This window comes from Paenibacillus sp. BAC0078, assembly GCF_054483875.1.
Genome location: NZ_JBTLRW010000004.1, coordinates 71,375 through 92,868 on the forward strand (window position 1 = coordinate 71,375; position 21,494 = coordinate 92,868).

The window sequence follows — 21,494 nt, forward strand, 5'->3', positions numbered from 1 at the left end:
TGTTATTTAGGAGACCACTGCAGGGCGGTAATCCGGCCACCGATGAGGACATTTACCGGCAACTTCTCCCTGATATCGGCAATCCATAGCTGACTTGCGTTTTCTGCACCTGCGCATCCTGATAAATACGCAATTTTGCCACCGTCCGGTGACCAGGAGACGGGGGTGGAGAAACAGTCGGAGACTGCGTGCGTCCTTTCATTCTGAGCGGTACGGCTGGCGGTTTGAATGAGTGAATAATAATTTGGTGTTTTATAGTCGGTTGCGCTGTAGGCGATGCTCTGGGAGTCCGGGGACCATGCCGGAAAATAGTTTTTCGCGAGCGGTCCGCCTTCCAGCGTATAGAGGGTGCCCGTCGCCAGATCCACCGCTCTTATGATGGAGATGCTGGCACCGGGGAACGTATAAAGCGCGAAGGTGCCGTCCGGGGAAAGGCGAACGTTGTGGAGGGGTCCGTCTGTATTGTGTGTGATTTGTCTCCGGTCTGTACCATCGGTCTTGATGCGGAAGAGCTGGGTGTTACCGGTGGAATCCGCAGCCGCGAACAGAAGCTCTGTGCCCGAAGGGAACCATTGGACGTCGCTGGCGCCCGGTTCGGGGATGACATAGCTGATATGCGAGAAAGTATTATAAATGACAATTCGTCCGTTTTTGACATACGTGAGAAACCGGCTGTCCGGGGACCAGTCCAGCAGCGTGTACGATTCGATTTGGTCAATCCGGGCAACGGTGAACGTGACGGTATCCATCAGGTAGACCACATTGCGGGTGCCGATAAAAGCAATTCTCCTGTTGTCCGGGGACCAGTAGGGAACGGAAAACTCCAAGCCAAGTCCCTGTGTAAGTTGAAAATTATAACCGTCCCGCGGCCGGTACAGCCAGATGTCGAACGTTCCACCACAGTCCGACGTGTAGGCGATCCATCCTTGAACGTGATCATGAGGAACAGCTTGCACAGCCAACATCCTCTCCTGAAGCATCTTATATTTCAAATGTATTCAGCGGGAGGCGATTAGGCGACAGACTATGTCATTTTTTTGAAAATTATGGACGGCGAAGCTATTTCTACTTAGTAGGTTGAAATGATTAAAAATAAGGTTGGAATTTATGATTTTCTTTTACGGCATAGCATGTATTATTGTAGATGAATTGCTATATTTTTGAAATATCGCAATTTGGGGCAAAAATACCAGGGGAGGAGGATTAGCAGCTAGATTCATAGAAGGCTTCGAGCAAAGTAGAGGAAGAGGAAACGTACTGTACATTCCGATTTCCAAGGAGGTTCAATCTATGCTGGAGAAGATTCAAGTCCCATTCGTAAAAAGGACATCTTTGAGTGTAGTCTTCATTGCTGCAGCCTTAAGTTTTCTATGGTTTGCCCAACCTGCTTTTGCATATGATTTGTCAAACAGCACCTTCCAGGTCAGCACCGGATCAAATGGCGACATATCCAGCCTGAAGCTGACCGGAGACAATTTCCCCACCAACTATGTTATGAATGCAAGCAATGCCCCCAACCAGAATACAGCGGATCATCAATGGCTTGGCGAGCTGATGTTCACCTACCGGCTGAATAACGGCGCCTGGACCAAAGCCTGGACCAGCAAGTCGGCCGATGCCCGCACGCAAAGCCAATCAGGCAACTCAGTCAACATCGTCTATCAGAACTCCAGCAATGCCGAAGGCATCCGCAATTTCCGGGTGAATGAAAGCTATTCTCTTGTAAACGATTATTTGCTCTGGCAGATTCAAGTGACCAACACCAGCTCGCAGACACTTGAAATCGGCGATTTTGGCCTGCCGCTTCCTTTCAATGAATTCTGGACCGGAGGAAGCAATGAGCAGATTTATGAAACAAGGGTCGTTACGCAATCTTTCATCGGCAATAACAGCTCTTATGTCACTGCACAGCGGCCAAGCGGCATCGGTCCGTCCCTGCTGCTAGTCCCGGATGCCACAACCGGAGCCGGCTTTGAGTATATGGACAACTGGCGTATTGAGGATCATCCCGGCAGCAAATGGGCGGGCGATCAGGGAGGCTGGGTGGAAGGCCTCTCGGTCTATTACATCCACTCCAATGTAATCAAAAGCACCGGCAGAGGCTACCTGCCAAACAGCAGCCTGACACTGGCGCCGGGAGCAAGCAAGACCTATGCCTTCAAATTTTTCAAATCGGCCAGTGAGCAGGCCACCAAGGACCGACTGTATTCCGAAGGGCTGATTGACACCACCGTAGTTCCCGGTATGATTGTGCCAACTAACCAGACCGCCAAATTCGATCTCCGCACTTCCAAGACGATCACTTCCGTTACCGCGCAATATCCGTCTGAAACAACCGTGACCTCGCTTGGCACAACATCCGGCGACCACAAGCTGTATTCACTGCAGATGAATCACCTGGGCCAGAATAACATCACTGTCAATTACGGCAGCGGGGAAAAGACGACCCTGCAGTTCTACGCCATTGAAGCGGTGGATGCGGCACTCCAGCGTCATGCGACCTTCATGGTGAACAATCAGCAGTGGAATGTGCCGGGAGATATCAGGGACAAGGTATTTGACGACTGGATGATGCAGACGAACTCGAAACGCAACAACTTTGCAGGATACTGGGGCTGGGGCGACGATTGGGGCTACACCCATGCACAGTTCCTTGCCGAGAAAAATGTCCAGAAGCCAATCGCCTCCGAAATCACCGCTCTGGATCAGTATCTGGATACAGCGATTTGGAAGAATCTGATGGCTGACCATCATACCGATTATCTGGTGCCCGACTTCCTCATGGCGCCGCCGAATACTACCCCAACCTACCGGGGGTATGCTTACCCGCATATTTACAACACCTATTTCAGCATGTATAAGATTTCCAAGCTTTATCCCAGCCTGATCACCTACAAAGAGCCGAGAACCACTTATCTGCTGCGGGCCTACAACATTATGAAAGCGCTCTATGACGGGCCTGTCGCCTACAACTGGAACACCGGTCTGATGGGAGAGGTAACCACGCCGGAGATAATTAAAGCCTTGCAGGATGAAGGCTATAACACCCAGGCCAATGACATCATCGCGAAAATGAACACCAAATACAATAATTTTGCGGGTACAACCTATCCGTACGGCTCGGAATACAACTATGATAATACGGGCGAAGAAGCCGTTTATATGCTTGCCAAGATGAAGAACAACACTAGCATCAAGAGTAAAATCAATACCAAAACCCGCGCCGTCCGTGGAAAAATGCCTGTCTGGTATTTCTATACCGATCCGGTGACCATCAACGGGGAGCCCTGGTGGCAATTCCAGTACACGGCATCTCTGGCCGGTACAGCAATGGATGATTGGGTGCGCAACAATTCCTTGACTCCAGAGGTTGAGCAGCGGCTCAGCTACGCAGCCAAGCTTGCCAATCTGAATGCCATTAACTCTGGCCAGATCAGCAGCGATCCGGCGGATATCGGGGCTGTATCCTGGACGTATCAAGCCATGAAAGGCAATACTGGTGCGCTCGGCCTTGACGGCGGCCCATTGTTCAACGGCTGGCGGGGAATGTCCGGTGAAGCGGACCTCGGCTTGTTCGGCGCAATCAAGCTTCTAAGCTCCGATGTGGCTGTTGACCCGATTTTCGGCCTCTACGGATATGGCTGCGAAGTAACCGAAAGCGGCGGCAATTATATTGTGATTCCTAAAGACGGAGTGTTTCAGCGTCTGAATCTGATTTCGGAAAAATGGGGCATGACCCTGGAACGCGACAGATACAGCCTGGCGACGGTCGCCAAAGCGAAGAATGCCGTCAGCTTCACGCTCAGCAATGTAACGCCGGGGACAGCCCACACCACAAAGGTGGCATTTAACGGGCTTGTCGCGGGAACCTATAATGTAACCATCAACAATGTAGCCTCCGGCAGCTTCACGGCGGCAGCCGGCCAAACGGCAACAGCCAGCCTGAATATTGGTACGGCTGCAAGCTATGATGTGAAGATTGAGCAGGGAACGGTTACTCCGGTGTCAAACATCATCGTCAAATACAACATGAATCAGTCTTCGGGAACAACGGTTACGGATTCCTCGTATGGCGGAAACCATGCAACGCTGACGGGAACGACTTCCTGGGTTGCCGGCCGCACCGGAGCAGGCAATGCGCTGAGTCTTAGCGGCACTAGTGGTTACGCCACTCTGCCTGCCGGAGTCGTCAGCCAGCTTGGTGACTTTACGATCTCGGCCTGGGTACGGATTACGGCCAATAGCGACTGGGCGAGAATCTTTGATTTCGGCAGCGATACGACGACTAACATGTTCCTGGCTCCCCAGACCGGGGGAGGAGGCCTGCGCTTTGCCATTACAACCGGAGGCAATGGTGCCGAAGAGCAGCTCACGGCATCCGCTCCGCTTGCTGTAGGGCAATGGAAGCATGTGGCTGTGACACTGTCGGGTACGACGGGCCGCCTGTATGTTGATGGCGTGCAGGTTGCCGTCAATACCAGCATGACGCTGAAGCCCGCAAGTCTCGGCAATACGACTCAGAACTATATTGGCAAATCCCAATATGGCGATCCCAACCTGAACGGCGCAGTCGATGATTTCATCATCTACAGCCGTGCGCTCAGCGCATCCGAAATCGCCTCCTTGTTCAGCGGAGCGGTGATTCAGAACGCTACCTCCGAGAGCGCTGATGTGCTGCCATCCCAACCGCCTGTTGAAGAAACGAACGGAGCGCAGCCTGCAGACCATTAAGTCGTCTACAAACAGACAGAGCCCTTCTGCAGTGTGAAAAACTGTAAAAGTCAGCAAAGCAGCGGTTCTCCCGTTATTGGAGGGTCGCTGCTTTTCATATTTTTATAGATTGCCTAGCTGTCCCCGCTCAATCCAGCATTACAGAAATGAACGCTGATCTTAACCAATTTGCAACTTGTTTCAGTTTTCAGATACTTATAATTAACTAGACAGACTGATAGTTTGAATTCAGACAAGGGCAGGTAAGAGCAGCATGGAAGAGCCAAGGGCATCAAGGGCCGTACGGATACATAACCGGAAAACAGCAGACGGTAGAGCATATATATCAGGTTTGGATGGAATTAGAGCGCTAGCGGTATCTGCAGTTATTCTATATCATCTTAATTCCGACTGGTTGCCTGGAGGGCTTCTCGGGGTCGGTATTTTTTTTGTGCTGTCAGGCTATCTCATTACTAATATTCTATTGAACGGCTGGGAGCGCAGTGGAAGACTGAATCTTAAGGATTTCTGGATAAGGCGCGTAAGACGTCTTGTTCCTGCGATGCTGGTTATGGTTGCCGGGACCGGGGCCTGGATTGTGCTGGCTGCGCCTAGATTCTGGTCTCCCTACAGCAAGGATTTGCCCGGGGCTTTACTATACTTAAGCAACTGGGAGTTCATTATGCGTAAAGTATCCTATTTCGACAGCTTCGGGCCGCAATCACCGCTTGGGCATCTCTGGTCGCTGGCGGTGGAGGAGCAGTTCTATCTGCTGTGGCCGCTGCTGCTTGCTGCCGGACTCCGGTATATGCGCAAGCTGAACTCTCTGGCTCTATTTGTTATTATTCTTGCGTCTATATCAGCTTTGGAGATGCTGCTTTTGTATGATCCGGGCGCAGATCCAAGCCGCATCTATTATGGAACGGATACCCGATTATTCTCACTGCTGACCGGTTCAGCACTGGCGCTGGTATGGCCTTATCAAAAGCTGAAAAAAAAGGTATCGAATCAAGCGACCCTGATTCTGGATTATGCAGGGGGAGGCGGCCTGCTGCTGCTGGGCTTGGCTTGCTGGTATACGAACCAGTATCAGCCTTTTTTGTACAAGGGAGGTCTGTTCCTCCTGTCGTTTATCTCCGCAGTGATGATTGCCGCCGTCGCCCATCCGGCCAGCCGGATTGGATATCTTCTGGAATATAAGCCTCTGAAGTGGATCGGAGTGCGCTCCTATGGAATGTATCTGTGGCACTATCCTGTCATTATATTGACAACCCCGGCTGCGGCATCAGGGGAGACCAGTGTCCTGCGTGTGCTGTTTCAGGTATCGCTTACCGTGCTGCTTGCCGCTTTATCGTGGCGGTATGTGGAAGAACCCGTCCGGCGCATGGGAATGAGAAGATCCTTGCTCAAGCTGTGGAGACTTCTGACAGAGAGAAGGTTCAAGGGGGATGGCGCGGTCAAGGCTAGTCTGATCCTGCTTGCAGCTGTTATTATCGTAATCAATTTCAGAACCTTGGATGCGAGAAAAGAAAGCAGTCTGGCAGCGTCTGCCGGGCAGCCAGCACTCCAGCAGTCGGCTCCCCAGCTCCCTGCGAAGGTTCCCGCCAATAGCGGCGGCAGCGCCGATAACGCCCCCTCCATCACCGCGATTGGAGATTCTGTCCTGCTGGATATCCAGCCTTATCTCGAAGATGAGCTCAAGGATCGTTTCTCGAATGTGGTCATTGACGGTAAAATCGGGCGCCAATTATGGGATGCTGCTGATCTGGTAAACCAATTGCGCAAGGACGGAAAATTAGGCAGCTATGTGATTATCGAAATGGGAACCAACGGGGCATTTACGAAGAAGCAAATGCATTCCCTGCTCGCTGCTCTTGAGGACAGCAAGCAAATTCTGCTGGTGAATACACGTGTACCCAAGCCTTGGGAGCATGTTGTCAATGAAGCGCTGGCAGATGCCGCAGCCGAAAATCCGAAAATCACATTGGTTGACTGGTATGCTGCCAGCAAAGGGAAAACATCATATTTTATCGAGGATGGCGTTCATTTGAACAAGCAGGGAGCCCAGGCGCTTGCTTCACTTATCGAGAAAAGCATCAAATTATAATCTGACCGCATAAACCGTTCAATTTGTCCGCTATATCTCACTGATCGTTGTCGAATAACAACTTATTTTGTTGTATTATGATCTTAACGAGTTGCAGGAACCAGGGAGGGTTATAGTGTGCTGACATTGAGAAGGGCAGGGCCGCGCCGGAGTAAAAAGCTTAGCTTCACTTCGCTGCTTACAGGCCTAGTAACGCTCGTGGTTCTGCTAACCTCAAGTATTCTTCTGATCGGCTCTTACGAGTCCAAGAAACAATCATTGATGGAGACGACGCTCCATCTGAACTACGCCAGTGCTAACCGCATGTCTAAGACGATGGATTCCTTGTTTAAGTCTATGCGCGCCAGCCTGGAGTATAATGCTGCTGAACTCTCCGGTATTGATGCCATGACGCCGAAGCAAGTGGATAATAGCTTAGAATTGATGCGCAAAAGCAGCAATTTCTTCAACTCCATCTCAGTAGTCGGCAGCAGCGGGTTCGTCCGCAACGTAGAACCGGGCTCAATCGGAACGGCAGGCAAGTATATCACTTCCAAAGCTGCTGAGGAAGCATTGACGCTGAAGCAGCCTTACCTTTCCGCTCCCTACACGACACATAACACTAAGAGGCTGATTGTGTTCATGAGTCAGCCAATTTTCAGCAAGACAGGTACATATCTTGGTATTTTGAGCGGTACGCTGTATCTGCAGGAGAATAATGTTCTGTCGCAAATTTTTGGCAACAACAGCCTGGACAATTCCGGTTCTTATTACTATATAGTGGACTCCTCCGGACATGTGGTATATCACCCGGACAAGCAGTTTATTGGAAGGGATGTCAGCAGCAATAAGGTTGTCCAGAAGCTGATGAAGAGGGAGAGCGGGGAGCAGCAAGTGCGCAACCTCCGTGGTATTGAGGTACTCGCAGGGTATTCCAGTGTCCCGGCCAACGGCTGGGGAATTGTGGTTGTCTCGCCGATTAGCATTATCCATAACCAGTTAATTGGGCATATTCGGACCATTCTTGCCTATTCGATATTACCGTTTGTTATCCTGCTGATGGGCGTTATTCTTGTAGCGCGCAGACTGGCCCGGCCTTTTGTCTCTCTGGCCGATCTGGTAAGCAAGGTGGGCAAGGAGAAGGTAGTACTGCCGGAAGCAAAGCCGCATTGGAGCCGGGAGGCCGATTTGCTGACCAAGGCTGTCTATCTTGCCGTGGCGGATATTCAGAAGCAGACGGATACATTAACTCAGGAAGCCGCGACGGATGCTCTGACCGGCTTGAAGAACCGGAGATCGCTTGAGTATACGATGAATCAATGGATAGCGGCCGGGAAGCCGTTTTCGCTCATTGTGCTCGATGTGGACAAATTCAAATTCGTTAACGACACCTATGGCCATCTCACCGGCGACGAAGTGCTGAAGCATGTGGCCGGAGTTATTGTCTCCTCATTGCGGCCGGACGATGTCTGTCACCGCTACGGCGGCGAAGAGTTCGTCATTCTGCTGGCCCGCACCAAACCGGAAGAAGCCTTCAATGTAGCTGAGCGGGTCCGCCGGGCACTGGAGCAAAGCAAGATGCCCATTCCGACACGGGTTACAGTCTCTCAAGGCATCGCCCATTATCCGCAGCATGCGTCAGATCCGGGGCTGCTGCTGGAGAAAGCGGACCGGGCGTTGTATTCGGCTAAAAGCAACGGCAGAAACAAGACGATGGTTGCTGAGGATGCAACAATTAGCCGAAATGCATAACTGGCTACCTGAAAATTGAAACTATTCCCATTCCATGAAGCCCCTCACTAATGCTTATCCAACCATAGGCACTGGTGAGGGGCTTTTTTATGCTGTTCACCTGAGGTGTTAATTAGAGTATTGACAGTTAGAGTTCTATCTATTATCATAAACTTTGTTACTTAGAGTTCTAACTAAATGACGAAAGTGAAGACAAATCAACGAGCGATTGGAGGATTTAACGTGGCAAAACAATTTTCGAACGAGTATTATCTGGAATCTGCGCCTATGAAGAAGGCCATTGCCCACTTATCCATTCCGATGATGATCGGGATGTCTGTCGGTACGGTCTACAATGTCATCAATGCTTATTTCATCGGTCTGCTGCACAATACAAGCATGCTGACAGCTATTACGCTGGGGCTGCCGATCTTCACAGTGCTGATGGCCTTCGGGAATGTGCTGGGGGTTGGCGGAGGAACCTTTGTCACCAGGCTTGCAGGTCAGAAGGAGACGGAGAAGGGCAAGCGGATTGCCGGATACACCTTTTATGCCAGCATTATTGCCGGGATAGTGATTGCGCTGCTTGCGTTTCTGGCGATCAATCCGATTACAAGGCTGCTGGGTGCGGATGCAGGGACATTTGATTTTACCAAAACCTATACCCTGACCCTGTTTGCGGGCGGTTTTACCATTGTGCTTAATTTTGCGCTGGAGCAGCTGGTGCGCTCTGAAGGGGCCTCGAAGGAATCAATGTACGGCATATTTGTCAGCACGGCGCTCAGCCTGATTTTTGATCCGCTGTTTATCCTGATTCTGAACTGGCATGTGGCGGGAGCGGCGCTGGCGATGTGCTTGGCTAATCTGGGCTCTGCGGTTTATTACATCTACTATCTGGACAAGAAAAGCGAGAATCTGAGAGGTTTCTTGAAGTACTGGAGAATCTCCCTGAAGGATTGGCTTGAAATCTATAAAATCGGAATCTCCGAGCTGCTGCTCGCCGCATTTATGATTGTGACTACGCTGCTGCTGAATAACTACTCCATCCAATATGGAGACAGCGTAGTGGCCGGCTTCGGGGTGGCGCTCAGAATTGTGCAGGTTCCCGAATTTTTGGCGATGGGCTTGTTTCTGGGGCTGATTCCGCTATTCGCCTATACCTATTCCAGTAAAAATATCTCCAGACTCAAATCGGGCATCCGGCATGCTTTTGTCTACATCGGCAGTATGGCTGCTCTGTTCGTGGGCTTGGTCTATCTTTTCAGAGATTCGGTTATCGGCTGGTTCTCAAGCGATCCTTCAGTGCTGGAAATAGGCGCTTATATCATTGGCGCTATGCTGGTTTCAGCCTTGTTCAATGGCTTCACCGGTTTGTTCACAAGCATCTTTCAGGCTGCCGGCCAGGGCGTTCCGACTGCGATTATGTCCATCACCCAAGGTGTGCTGTTTATTCCAATGATCATCGTATTGCACAGGTTCTTCGGGCTGCATGGCGTAATCTGGTCGATGACCGTGACAGAAGTGACCACCAGCGTCATAGGGCTAATCTTGTTTGTGATTTTTAACCGGAAGCTGAAAAATACGGATCAGAGAAACTTTAGTTGAGTGTTCTGGTCATTATAAAATCTGTTTGTTCTTCATCACCCATATAGAAAGAGTGGGCTCCTGTTTGAACAAACTCCATTTTGTTATAAAAGGCAATTGCGCGCTCATTTTTTTCCCATACACCGAGCCAGATTTTCTCTTTATTCCGTGTTACCGCTATTTCTATAGCTTTATTGATTAGATAGCTGCCAAGCCCCTGTTTATGAAATTGTTTCCTGATGTAAATCCGCTCAATCTCAAGTGAATTGTTGCCCATCATTTCAGATTGAGCATCATCAGTGTTTACTTTTAAATACCCCGCAATCTCCCCGCTAGAATAAATAAAATAGAATTCCGAAGAGCTATTTGATAATTCTTTTTCTAATTGGCTTAAGTTATATGCCCTTTCCAAGTAGGCTTTCATATTTTCGGGTGAATTTTGATTCTTAAATGTCTCGTTAAATGTTTCGATACTAATTGTTTGAAGTAATCCCAGATCGTCATAGGTGCACTTTTTTATATTTATAGTCTCGATATTTTTAGTCATCTAACTTGCCTCCGTTAACTAAATCAATAATTTCTCTTGTTTCCCTTTTTTACAAACTCCCAGTCTTTTTCTACATTTTTTCTGACTCTTTGCAGCAGGTTAAAAACCGTTTCTATTTCACTTTCAGAGAATCCGGATAGTGCAACCCTATTGGAATAATCGTTCTCTCTTTTTATAAAAGGGTAAACAGTTTTCCCTTTCTCTGTAGGAAATAGCTTTTTGATTTTTTGATTATTGGGATCATCTTTTTTTTCGATAAATCCATTAATCTCCAGTTTCTTGATAGCACGAGCAGCTGTTGTTCGGTCTACCTTTATCATTTCAGCTAACTTTTCTTGAATAATTCCTGGATGTTCACATATTCGCACGAGGTACAAGTACTGTCCTTTGGTAAGGTCATATTCTTTAAATTCTATATTGCTTACAGAATCCAATGCCCTGGCAATCATCCCAACCTCACGCAAAATCTCCTTCATACACTGCAACTCCATTAGTTTTGTATTTTTCAAACATGGTAAAAAAATAGTACATTATTTTTGTTGTATTTACAACATAATTCATTAATGGCTTTAGCCAGGTGAGTACGCGAAGCGTGCGAAACAAAAAACCACCTGCTATGCGGGTGGTGTAGTGATTTCAGCGGTGCATAATCAGCTCCGTACCTCAATCAGCAGCTTTTGGAGCCAGGCAATATCATTTTGGAGGGTTTGATAGCTGTGCTCTGCGATTAGCTGAACAGCTTTTTTCCGGGCATCTGGAACATCAGAAAGCTTAAAATCAGCCTTTTCAATTAGCTGCAGCTTTTTGTTCAAGCGGTTGATGCTTTCTTCTATGATAAATCCAAGCTTTTGGCGGTCCACCTTATCAAGAAACAGGAGTGAGGAATACAAGGAAGTGATGTGAGTGAAGTTTTGGAAAATCGCGTAGATCTCCTCAGCCAGTGCCTCTCGCCCCTTATCCGTTATCCCGTAGGTTGTTTTTTCCGGGCGGTTGTCAGTCTGAATCACCTTGATTTTTTGGATAAGCCCTTTTTTCGTGAGCACTTCGAAATTATAATACAACGTTCCGTCGTTTATGGAAATGTAGTGTTCCAGCGGTTTGAACACCTGCTTCTTCAAATCGTAAGGGTGGTGCTCCCCCTCGCTCAAAATCCCCAGAATAAATATCTGCAGCGTCATGTAAATCCTCCTTCAATGTATATCAAGAAGCCGGCAGGCCTTATTGCGGATGCCGGCTCTTTCTATTTTACATGAATAGAGGTTGGGGTGCAGCATCCCTGCTCACTGCCGTATAAGCTTTAAAATAATGGATTACTGCGTTTACCAGAAGTGCTGAGAGGGTGATCAAGCCAAGTCCGAGCAGCAGTCCAGCCGTTTGGCCCCCTCCGAACAGCGTATTATAGTCCAGTTGGACGGTATAGTACATCAGCGAAGCATGGCTGACGGCTCTGAAGAATCCCGGCATCATGACCTGTGGCAGGACTGCGCCGCTGGCGATGGTCTGAACCAGCATGAGCGGGAGATTCAGCAGCATGCCTCCTTGACCCAGCAGCAGGCAGGGAATACTTGTGAATTGAATCGCGGTGAACAATTCCAGAGCGTGCAACAGCCACATGTGCGTGAATGTTCCGGCACTATAGCTGTGAATGGAGAAATAGATGCCAAGTCCGAACAGCGGAGCTGTCAGGGAGAGAATCACATTGACTCCTTGGAGAGAGAGGAAGGCCTTCCATTTGCCGAGCTTGCCTTTAAGCTGGTTCAATGCGCCGATGGACATCATCGAGTAGATCATCGCCCCCACGTAGCTGGCCATCGTCAAGAACATTGGAGCCATTTGATTATGCATGCCGGCAGGCTGCGGATTTGTGATCACCACGTTCGAGCTAACTTTGTCTACAATGCCTGCGGCAACCTCCTTGGATTGCGCCGCGGGCATTTTCATATTTTGCAGTACGCCCTCAATGCTGCTGGTTTGCAGCTCAGCACTGATTTTGGCGGTAAGCTGTGACGCTACATTTTGCACAGTACTGTTAGTAGCGGCCGGATTGGACTGGTTGATGTAATAATCCAACTTTACTTGCTGGCCCTGCGCGGAAAGCTTCTGTGTGAAATCCTGAGGGATGTGCATAATCAGGTAAATATCCCGGTCTTCAAGCTTCTTCTGGGCGGTCTCCAAATTATTATACGTCAGCACATGAAAAGGAAGCTCCTGTCCAAGCTGTTGTACAAATTTCTCCCCGTACTGCTGATCCTCGTTCACAATAGCTACGGAAAGCTTATCAATGTTCTTTGGAACCGCACTATACCCTGACATGAAAATTCCAATCATCATGATCTGGTAAAAAACCATCATGAAGAGTCCGCTTGCGATCGCTTTATTCTTGAAAAAAGACTTCATTCTCCAACACCACCTCATTACTTTATTTATATTACTTTAATTAAAGTATTACTTTTCATGAAAACTGTCAACTGCTTCGAAAATAATCACAAATAGACAGTCAAAAAGCTCATTGACAGAACTATATCATCTTGATAATGTGAATCTATATCATCATGATACACTTATCGGTTGATTTGGCATTTTAAATTTATGCAGAATGGAATGTGATAAGCATGAGACGACAAACCCTTAGAAAGACGGTTATGCTATTTTCGATGCTGCTATTTCCAATTACCTTGAACTACTTTTCCCCGTATCTGATTGTTCAAGGAAGCTTTGCCGGCATTGCCACCGGAAGCTTCCTGCTCTTTGCCGCGTTGTTCGGTTTCTCGCTATTTTTCGGCAGAGCTTTTTGCAGCTATGTATGTCCCGCCGGGGCTTTGCAGGATACTTGCAGCCAGGTGGAGAACAAACCGGCAAGCCCCAAACAGAATAAAATCAAATATATGATTTGGCTGCCGTGGCTGCTCTCGATTGGGGCCGGATTCGTGAGCGCCGGCGGCGTAAAGGAGCTTAATCCGCTTTATTTTACAGAGAACGGAATTTCGGTTTCGAGACCTGCGGCTTTCATTACGTACTTTACCGTCGTATTATTAATAGTGAGTGTGTCGCTGCTGTTCGGAAGACGTTCTTTCTGCCATTCGCTCTGCTGGATGGCCCCATTCATGGTCTTGGGCAATGCCCTGAAGAACAAATTAGGCTACCCTTCACTGCGTCTTATGGCCAGAACCGAGGATTGCATCAGCTGCAAGAAGTGCGACAAGGTCTGCCCGATGAGCCTGAAGGTTAATGAGATGGTGCAAAGCAGAAATATGGACAGCCCGGAATGCATTCTGTGCGGCAGCTGCGAAAGCGCATGTCCGAAGCAGGTGCTGCGGGTGGGCTTCGGCACTCCGAACGAACCTGTTGCACAACGCAGCTTTACGGAGGGAGTATAAGCAAAGAGATGCCCAAGGAAAATACGACGGTCTACATCATATTGGGACTGCTCAACCATGAGGACCTTAGCGGATATGATATCAAGAAGAGGATAGATGTGATGATCAGCGGCTTCTGGGAGGTGGGGTACGGGCAAATTTACCCTACCTTGGCGAAGCTTGTCACGGAAGAGCTGGTTGTGAAGCAGAAGGGCTCCGGCTCCAAAGGACCTGATAAATACATCTATGCCATTACTGATAAGGGGCGGGAGGTGCTGCGGGAATGGGTGCAGCTGCCCGGGCAGAAGGAGTATACCAAATATGAGATCATGCTCAAGCTGTTCTTCGGAAGTCTGGTCCCGGATGAGAGCAATCTGGCGCGGATTGATGAATTCAAAGAACGGCATACGCAGAGCTTGCAGATGATTCAGAGGTTCAAAAGCAACCTTGAGCCTATCCTCTATACGGAGAAGGATCATTTGTACTATTACCTGACGGTTCTCTTCGGGGAACATGTTTACAAGGCCTATCTGGACTGGGCAGACGAGGCCAAGAAATTGCTGGCCGGCAAACCCGACGAGGAACTGAAAAAAATGAATTTGAAAAGATAAATGAAAAGGGCAGAAGTGACGGAGGGGAAGTTTGGAACTGGAGGAGCGGAGCGTCCGCCTTTATGTTTGGATTTCTACCGCAGCTAGTGGTTTAAATCAGAACCAGTCCGGGATTACAGGCTGGATGATCAGCTTCATCACCAAGAAGTGCAAGGACCCGGCCAAAGCGATACAGCTCTTCACCTACCTGCTCAGTGACGAAGGCCAGAAGCTGATGAACTACGGTATTGAAGGTGAAACCTATCAGATCAATGCGGACGGCAAGGTGGAGCTGCTGCCTGCAGTGAAGGACATGCAATTAAATAACGCCGACAAATTCAAAAAGGATTACCGGATGGGTGAATTCATGTTCTTCGGGCATGACCGTGATAAAGCCTTGAGTGGAGATGCATTCCCGGAATCCATCAAGCAGATGCAGGAATGGGGCAAAGGCAAGCTTAAGCCGCACTTCATTCTGGAGAATATCAACCCGGACCAGGGGACGCCGGAAGCACGGGCGCTGACCGCTATCAATACCCAGTGGAACACAAGCCTGGTCAGCATGCTTCGCTCCAAGGACGATGCAGCCTTTGACAGTATCCTGGCTGACTACAAAGCCTTCCTGGATAAAAACAACTGGGAAAAGATCGTAGAGATCCGTACCGAAAAGATGAAGAAAAACAAGGAGAAGCTGGGACTGAAGTAGTTTATTTTATTCATTTGGAGGAAAGCCACATTGCAGCAGCTAATTATTTACAGGTCTACAGGTGAAGACGAGTTATTCATAGAGCAGCCGCCAGAGCTGCTGAACCCGGTGGCTTCAGGGCAAACGGGCGTCACCGTTTCCATTGATCAGAGTCAGACCTATCAGGAGATAGATGGCTTCGGGGCTTCCTTTACCGATTCGGCGGCTTATCTGATCAACCAGGTGCTTAGCCCTGAGCAAAGAACGGAGCTGATGGCGAAGCTGTTCGATCCTGAGGTCGGGATTGGCCTATCCGTGTTGCGGAATCCAATGGGCGCTTCGGATTATGCCAGAACGGTATACAGCTATAATGATGTGCCTGAAGGTCAGACCGACACAGAGCTGAGCCGGTTCTCCATCGCCCATGATGAAGAGGATATCATTCCGCTGCTTCAGCAGGCTGTGGCTCTTAATCCGCAAGTCAGGCTAATGGCTTCTCCATGGAGTGCGCCGGGCTGGATGAAGAGCAGCGGCTCAATGATCTCCGGAGAGCTGAAGCCGGAATATTACGGAGTGTATGCCGACTATTTTGTGCAGTTCATTCAGGCTTACGCGAAGCATGGGCTTCCTATTTATGCGATCACCCCGCAGAATGAGCCGCTGTTTGAGCCCCATCATTATCCCAGCATGCTTATGCTGCCGGAGGCGCAGGCCGTTTTTGTGCGGGATTATTTGAAGCCTGCGCTTGTGAAGCATAAGCTTCCCGTCAAAATTCTCTGCTATGACCACAACTGGGACCGGCCGGATTATCCGCTGTCTGTGCTGGAGGCTGCCGGAGATGCAGTCGATGGGGTGGCCTGGCATTGGTATGGCGGAGAAGCCGCAGCGCAGTCGCAGGTGAAGATGGCTTTTGACAGCAAAGAAGTGCACTTCACCGAAGGCTCGGGTGGAGAATGGATTCCGCCTTTTGAGCAGGCCTTCTCTAATGTGATCCGCACAGGGATTGAGATTCTGCGCAACCACAGCAAGTCGTTCGTGCTCTGGAATATGGCGCTGGATGAAAATAACGGGCCTACGGTGCCGGGCTTCGGCAGAAGCACCTGCCGCGGCATTGTCCGGATCGACCAGCAAACTGGAGAGCTTGCCTACACCCTGGACTACTATGCGCTGGCGCATTTCAGCAAAGTGATCCGGCCCGGAGCGCTGCGGATTGATTCCGCCCCAAGTCATGAGTCCATCCGTTCTGTCGCTTTTCTCAATCTGGACGGATCGATTGCGGTAGTCCTGTTCAACGATGGGGAAGCGGAAGCGGCTGTGGCTGTGAAGTTACCGGAGACCGGTGAGGTCAGTCTGCACATGCCGCCAAAAAGTGCCGTTTCGATAAAACTCAATGGATAACAGATATCCGTGAATTACACGTACAGCCCATGCCATCCGGCATGGGCTGTATGCATAGTCATCAACCATCGTAAAATGGTAAACTAGGAAGTATAGTATTTTACGGGGAGTGAATGTCATATGAAAAAGCTTGCTGCCGGATTCCTGGCCGGGGCGGTACTTATGGTAAGCACACAGGCAATTGGTGCCTCAGTGAGTCTAGTAGGCAAGAAAATTCAGGCGGAATACACCGTAAAGGTATACGGCAAAAATTTGGCCGTTCCGGCTATTGTGATCGACGGGAAAAGCTATGCGCCGGTACGGGCGATTGGAGAGCTTGCAGGTTTTAAAGTTACGCTCTCAGACAAGACTATCAGTTTCGATGAGAAAACGGGCAAGTCCTCATCTTTGCTAGCCGACAGGAACAGGGGCATCACTATAGGCCCGGTGCCGACGCCGACACCAGATTCTGAAGCAGCGGCGGTCAAAAGTGCGATCAGGGAGATTGACAGCAAGATTGATATTGTAGTGGATAACATCCTGACCACGAGCAGCAAGCTGAAGCTGGATTCCGGCAACGCTGACTTGAAGGACAAGCTGGAGCAATTCAAGGCGGAATATGCCGACCTGCTGAAGCAGAAGGCTCAGGAGCTGGAGAAGTAACAGGCGAAAATGACAAGCAAAGGGCATTTCTTCAGCGGCAGCAGACGGTGAAAGCCCCTTGTTTGCTTTTCACCTGATTAAGAGTTATTATAGATAAATAAAGTCTGTAATAGAGGTGGCATATGAAATACTCAAAGGCAACCGATTATGCGCTGCATACGATGCTTTTTTTGGTGGCTGCCGCACCTGACAAGCCAATAGGGGTTCAGACATTGGCGGAACGGCAGGGGGTATCGCCCACCTATCTGTCCAAGATATTAACCAAGCTGGTCAAGGCAGGATTAATTGAATCCGCATCCGGAGCTAACGGCGGGTACCGGCTGGGGCGCAAGCGGGAAGAGATTTCTTTTCTGGACATTATTCATGCCATTGAAGGCACGGCGTCACTGTTTGATTGCACGCTTAACCACTCCAGTGAATGTCTGATCCAGAGGGAAATGGTTGAAGCAGAACAGCAGATGGAGCGGTATTTGCAGAACAGGAAGATATCCGAGCTTGCCGGGAAAATAACGGTGGACTGACCCTCCACTTTTATTTTGGAACAATTATAGATATAGATAGTCTTTAAAGTCTTTGAATCTGAGGGACATATGACCAGGAAAGGGATGAGCCGAAATGACAAACGGATTATTTAATGCAGCCGTATGGGAAAAGGCCTGGAAGGAGGACCCGGCAGCGATGGGCAACGTCTTTAAGAAGTCCGGGATGGACCCGACGCATGGGTTTGACCACAAGGCGAAAGCTTTTAACGAAGAGGTGTTCAGTGAAGAGGGAAGACGCAGAAGCGAGCGGATCATCGGCTGGCTTGAGGGCCAGGGGGTGGATTTTGCCGGGTTGTCTGTCCTTGATGTGGGCGCGGCCTCGGGCGGATTCACGGTTCCTTTTGCCGAGCGGGGAGCGCGGGTTACAGCCGTTGAGCCTAACATCCCGTTATCCGAGCTGTTTCTGGAGAATACATCCAGGTTCAGGCAGGGCCAGGTGGAGCTGGTGCGTGAAGCGTTCGAGCATGTGGATATTGCCGCCAGAGGCTGGAAGGGAGCCTTCGACCTCGTCTTTGTGTCCATGTGTCCGGTAATTGTCGATTGGGAGAGTGTCGAGAGGGTGCTCAGCTGTGCGCGTCAATATTGCTATATTAGTCTGATGGCGGGGCGCAGGGAGCATAGTCTGATGAATGAGGTTGTTCCTTTGCTGACAGGAGATAAGCTGGCTATAGACAGCTCAGATATGGCTTACCTGAACCATCTGCTGTATCTGAAGGGCTATTCCTTCGAGTCGCTGACGACCCGTGAGATGAAGACCGGCGAAGCTGCCCATGAAGAAGCCATAGAGGAAGCGGTGCAAATGTTGAAGCATCACGGGCTGCCCGCAGATGATAACTCCCGCAAAATTGTTACAGAGTATGTTCACAGCACTTATCCTGACGGCAAGGTCGCCATCCGCCAGGGAGGACGCTTTGGCAAAGTGCTGATCCGGCTGCAGGATCTGAATATGTACAGCAGGGAGGAGGGCGGCAAGCGCCTTTAACTCGGCCCGACCTTGTATTTCTGACAAAAGATGATATGTTATAGATAGATCCCCATCGCGGGATCTATTTTACTATTTAGGAAGGAATGATGGAAATGAGAGGGCAAGTGCAGATTTTCGAGCAGGACCGGATGAAGAAGGCAGGTGAAATATACTATGAGCCATAGTCTGATTACGCATCCCATGCGTGAGGAGCTTGTGCGCCAGCTGGTATATTTCGATGAGCATATGTTCGCCATACTTGACCGGATGGCGCTGGAATCGGCTGCGGAAAGAGCGGAAACCCGGGCAATGATTAAGACCTATCAAGAGCGTGTGCAGCGGATTCTGTCCGGCGCCGGCGATGATCTGGAGCGCTCTGTAGTGCTAATCGGCTCCCGGATTTCTCTGAAGATTGGCCCGGAGACGCTGAAGGAATCTTACACCATCGTAATTCCGGAGGACACCGGACTGGATGAGCACTGCATTTCACTGTGGTCTCCGATGGGCAGGGCGCTGCTCCTCGCTGAACCTGGTGAGACGGTAACGGTTCATACGCCCTTTGGCAGTGATCAGGTGCTAGTGCTGAATAATGTGTACGTGTAGGAAAAAAATAGGTTTACGCTAAAACGGCTGCGCCGTCCATTCAGGGACGGCGCAGCCGTTGCTGCATGTTATAGAAGAACCTCCGGCTGCCTGCTGCCAAGCCGCTTGCTTACAAATCCTCCACTTCGCGCAGCCAGAGGGCGGCGGAGGCGTCGCTTGGCATACGCCAGTCACCGCGCGGCGAGAGGCTGACGGTCCCGACCTTAGGACCGTCCGGCAGACATGAACGCTTGAACTGCTGGGTGAAGAAGCGTTTGATGAATACCCGCAGCCAGTCTGCCAGCTGCTCTTTGGAATAGGTGTCGCCAAAGGCGTGACGCGCTAGATAGAATATCTTCGCAGGCGAAGCGCCGGTCCGCAGCATGTAATACAGGAAGAAATCGTGTACAACATAAGGTCCGAGTATATCCTCTGTGAGCTGAACGATCTCTCCAGTGGCCGAAGGCGGTAGAAGCTCCGGGCTGATTCCCGTGTCGATGATGCTGTACAGCAGCTTGTTCACTGTATCGTCCGCTTCGTTGTCAGCGTACCAGGCGACGACATATTGAATCAGCGTCTTCGGAATCCCCGAATTGACAGCGTACATGGACATATGGTCTCCGTTATAGGTGCACCATCCGAGCGCAAGCTCCGACAGATCGCCGGTGCCAACGACGATGCCGCCATTCTTGTTGGCCAGATCCATCAGAATCTGTGTGCGTTCCCGGGCCTGGACATTCTCATAGGTCAGGTCGTGAACGTCCTTGTCATGGCCGATGTCCTCGAAATGCTGCAGACAGGCAGATTTGATGTCCACAACCTTGAGCGAGGCCCCGAGTGTGTTGATGAGCCCTACGGCATTGTCGTAGGTGCGGTTCGTCGTGCCGAAGCCGGGCATGGTCACGGCCAGCACATCGCTGGCCGGACGGCCCAGCAGCTCCATTGCCCGTACGGCGACGAGCAGCGCAAGCGTTGAATCCAGACCGCCGGAGATGCCGATCACGGCCTGCTTGGTGCCGATGTGGCGGATACGCTTCATTAGGCCGGAGGTCTGAATCGAGAGAATCTCCCGGCAGCGCTCGTCGCGCTGCTGCGGGTTCCCGGGAACGAACGGGTTCACCGCCATGCTGCGGATCAGTTCCCGGTCTTTGTGCTTGCCGGCGGGAGGGGCATACAGCACCTCACGGTAATTCCGGCCGCCCTTGCCGGCCCGGAATGTGCCCATCACTGTGCGGGAATACTGGATTCTCGGCACATCAATGTCGGCGATGATGATCCGGCTCTCATGGGTGAAGCGCTCGGATTCGGCGAGCATCTGCCCGTTCTCGGCGATCAGCGAGTGGCCGCCGAACACGACATCCGTCGTTGATTCGCCGGTATTGCAGCCGGCGTAGACATAGCCGGCCACGCAGGAAGCGGATTGGCTGGAGACGAGCTGGCGGCGGTAATCCGCTTTTCCTACCAGCTCATTGCTGGCAGAGGGATTGAACAGCAGCGTGGCTCCGGCCTGGGCCAGCAGGCTGCTCGGAGGAACCGGCACCCAGAGATCCTCGCAGATTTCCACGCCGAAGGACAAATTGCCGTCTCCTTCACTGGTGAAGATCAGATCATTGCCGATAGGAACGGCAGCTCCGTCAATACGCAGCTCCGTTACTTCCAGCTCCTCAGCTCCGGCAAACCAGCGGGGCTCATAGAATTCGCTGTAGCCAGGGATGCAGGTCTTCACCACAAGGCCCAGGATATTTCCGTGCTGCATCACGGCCGCGCAGTTGAATAGCCGGCTCTTGATCGAGACCGGCAGCCCGGCGATGACGATCAGGTCCCGCCCTTTTGTCGCTGCGGAGATTTTCAGGAGAGCCTCCATTGCAGCAGCCTGCAGCGCTGGCTGAAGGAATAAATCGGCGCACGTATAGCCGGTTATGCAGAGCTCAGGCAGGACCAGATATTCGACCTGCTGCTTGTCCGCTTGTGTGATGACCTCAATGATTTGTTCTGCATTAAATGCGCAGTCGGCAACCCGCAGTTCAGGGGAAGCGGCGGCAACTCTCGCAAATCCGAAATTTTGCATTTGTTTCAC

Annotated in this window: 18 protein-coding genes; 12 read left to right on the forward strand and 6 right to left on the reverse strand. The window is 50.5% G+C overall.

Annotation, left to right across the window (positions count from 1 at the left end; translation table 11 throughout):
* Nucleotides 1-2 precede the first annotated feature (2 nt).
* The gene (locus ACX1DY_RS09650) at nucleotides 3-965 is read right to left on the reverse strand and encodes a hypothetical protein (protein ID WP_458963981.1); all 963 of its coding nucleotides are present in this window, start codon (nucleotides 963-965) and stop codon (nucleotides 3-5) included.
* A gap of 325 nt (nucleotides 966-1,290) precedes the next feature.
* Between ACX1DY_RS09650 and ACX1DY_RS09655 the strand changes: the two genes are divergently transcribed.
* The 4 genes from ACX1DY_RS09655 (at nucleotide 1,291) to ACX1DY_RS09670 (ending at nucleotide 10,132) form a co-directional block, all read left to right on the forward strand.
* On the forward strand, nucleotides 1,291-4,731 hold the full coding sequence (locus tag ACX1DY_RS09655; RefSeq protein ID WP_458963982.1) for a DUF5695 domain-containing protein: 3,441 nt from the start codon (nucleotides 1,291-1,293) through the stop codon (nucleotides 4,729-4,731).
* A 253-nt stretch (nucleotides 4,732-4,984) separates the two neighbouring features.
* Nucleotides 4,985-6,817: an acyltransferase family protein gene (locus tag ACX1DY_RS09660; RefSeq protein WP_458963983.1), complete on the forward strand. Its 1,833-nt coding sequence runs from the start codon at nucleotides 4,985-4,987 to the stop codon at nucleotides 6,815-6,817.
* 117 nt (nucleotides 6,818-6,934) lie between these two features.
* A complete protein-coding gene (locus ACX1DY_RS09665) occupies nucleotides 6,935-8,548 on the forward strand; it encodes a sensor domain-containing diguanylate cyclase (RefSeq protein ID WP_458963984.1) in 1,614 nt (537 codons plus the stop codon).
* Between the two features lie 267 nt (nucleotides 8,549-8,815).
* Entirely contained in the window at nucleotides 8,816-10,132 is a 1,317-nt protein-coding gene (locus ACX1DY_RS09670) for an MATE family efflux transporter (protein WP_458964306.1), read from the forward strand.
* Here the strand turns inward: ACX1DY_RS09670 and ACX1DY_RS09675 are convergent.
* From ACX1DY_RS09675 to ACX1DY_RS09690, 4 genes are all read right to left on the reverse strand, one after another.
* On the reverse strand, nucleotides 10,125-10,658 hold the full coding sequence (locus ACX1DY_RS09675) for a GNAT family N-acetyltransferase (protein WP_458963985.1): 534 nt from the start codon (nucleotides 10,656-10,658) through the stop codon (nucleotides 10,125-10,127). The genes ACX1DY_RS09670 and ACX1DY_RS09675 overlap by 8 nt on opposite strands.
* 23 nt (nucleotides 10,659-10,681) lie before the next feature.
* A complete protein-coding gene (locus tag ACX1DY_RS09680) occupies nucleotides 10,682-11,134 on the reverse strand; it encodes a MarR family winged helix-turn-helix transcriptional regulator (RefSeq protein WP_458963986.1) in 453 nt (150 codons plus the stop codon).
* Between the two features lie 174 nt (nucleotides 11,135-11,308).
* Nucleotides 11,309-11,836, reverse strand: coding sequence for a PadR family transcriptional regulator (locus ACX1DY_RS09685; RefSeq protein ID WP_458963987.1), 528 nt, complete (start codon nucleotides 11,834-11,836; stop codon nucleotides 11,309-11,311).
* 67 nt (nucleotides 11,837-11,903) lie between these two features.
* The gene (locus ACX1DY_RS09690; RefSeq protein ID WP_458963988.1) at nucleotides 11,904-13,055 is read right to left on the reverse strand and encodes a YhgE/Pip domain-containing protein; all 1,152 of its coding nucleotides are present in this window, start codon (nucleotides 13,053-13,055) and stop codon (nucleotides 11,904-11,906) included.
* A gap of 215 nt (nucleotides 13,056-13,270) precedes the next feature.
* Here ACX1DY_RS09690 and ACX1DY_RS09695 point away from each other — a divergent pair, with 215 nt between their 5' ends.
* From ACX1DY_RS09695 to ACX1DY_RS09730, 8 genes are all read left to right on the forward strand, one after another.
* Nucleotides 13,271-14,035, forward strand: coding sequence for a 4Fe-4S binding protein (locus ACX1DY_RS09695; RefSeq protein ID WP_458963989.1), 765 nt, complete (start codon nucleotides 13,271-13,273; stop codon nucleotides 14,033-14,035).
* Nucleotides 14,036-14,043: 8 nt separating this feature from the next.
* Entirely contained in the window at nucleotides 14,044-14,625 is a 582-nt protein-coding gene (locus ACX1DY_RS09700; protein WP_458963990.1) for a PadR family transcriptional regulator, read from the forward strand.
* A gap of 31 nt (nucleotides 14,626-14,656) precedes the next feature.
* Nucleotides 14,657-15,310 carry a type 2 periplasmic-binding domain-containing protein gene (locus tag ACX1DY_RS09705; RefSeq protein ID WP_458963991.1) on the forward strand — a complete coding sequence of 218 codons (654 nt, stop codon included), beginning with the start codon at nucleotides 14,657-14,659 and terminating at the stop codon, nucleotides 15,308-15,310.
* Between the two features lie 30 nt (nucleotides 15,311-15,340).
* The gene (locus tag ACX1DY_RS09710) at nucleotides 15,341-16,687 is read left to right on the forward strand and encodes a glycoside hydrolase family 30 protein (protein WP_458963992.1); all 1,347 of its coding nucleotides are present in this window, start codon (nucleotides 15,341-15,343) and stop codon (nucleotides 16,685-16,687) included.
* A 120-nt stretch (nucleotides 16,688-16,807) separates the two neighbouring features.
* Entirely contained in the window at nucleotides 16,808-17,329 is a 522-nt protein-coding gene (locus ACX1DY_RS09715) for a hypothetical protein (RefSeq protein ID WP_458963993.1), read from the forward strand.
* Between the two features lie 122 nt (nucleotides 17,330-17,451).
* Nucleotides 17,452-17,850, forward strand: a complete 399-nt coding sequence (locus tag ACX1DY_RS09720) for an Rrf2 family transcriptional regulator (RefSeq protein ID WP_458963994.1) — start codon at nucleotides 17,452-17,454, stop codon at nucleotides 17,848-17,850.
* A gap of 94 nt (nucleotides 17,851-17,944) precedes the next feature.
* Entirely contained in the window at nucleotides 17,945-18,853 is a 909-nt protein-coding gene (locus ACX1DY_RS09725) for a class I SAM-dependent methyltransferase (protein ID WP_458963995.1), read from the forward strand.
* A gap of 156 nt (nucleotides 18,854-19,009) precedes the next feature.
* Nucleotides 19,010-19,438, forward strand: a complete 429-nt coding sequence (locus ACX1DY_RS09730; protein ID WP_458963996.1) for a GreA/GreB family elongation factor — start codon at nucleotides 19,010-19,012, stop codon at nucleotides 19,436-19,438.
* A gap of 109 nt (nucleotides 19,439-19,547) precedes the next feature.
* Here ACX1DY_RS09730 and ACX1DY_RS09735 read toward each other — a convergent pair whose 3' ends face one another.
* The gene (locus tag ACX1DY_RS09735; RefSeq protein ID WP_458963997.1) at nucleotides 19,548-21,485 is read right to left on the reverse strand and encodes an NAD(+) synthase; all 1,938 of its coding nucleotides are present in this window, start codon (nucleotides 21,483-21,485) and stop codon (nucleotides 19,548-19,550) included.
* Nucleotides 21,486-21,494: the final 9 nt, after the last annotated feature.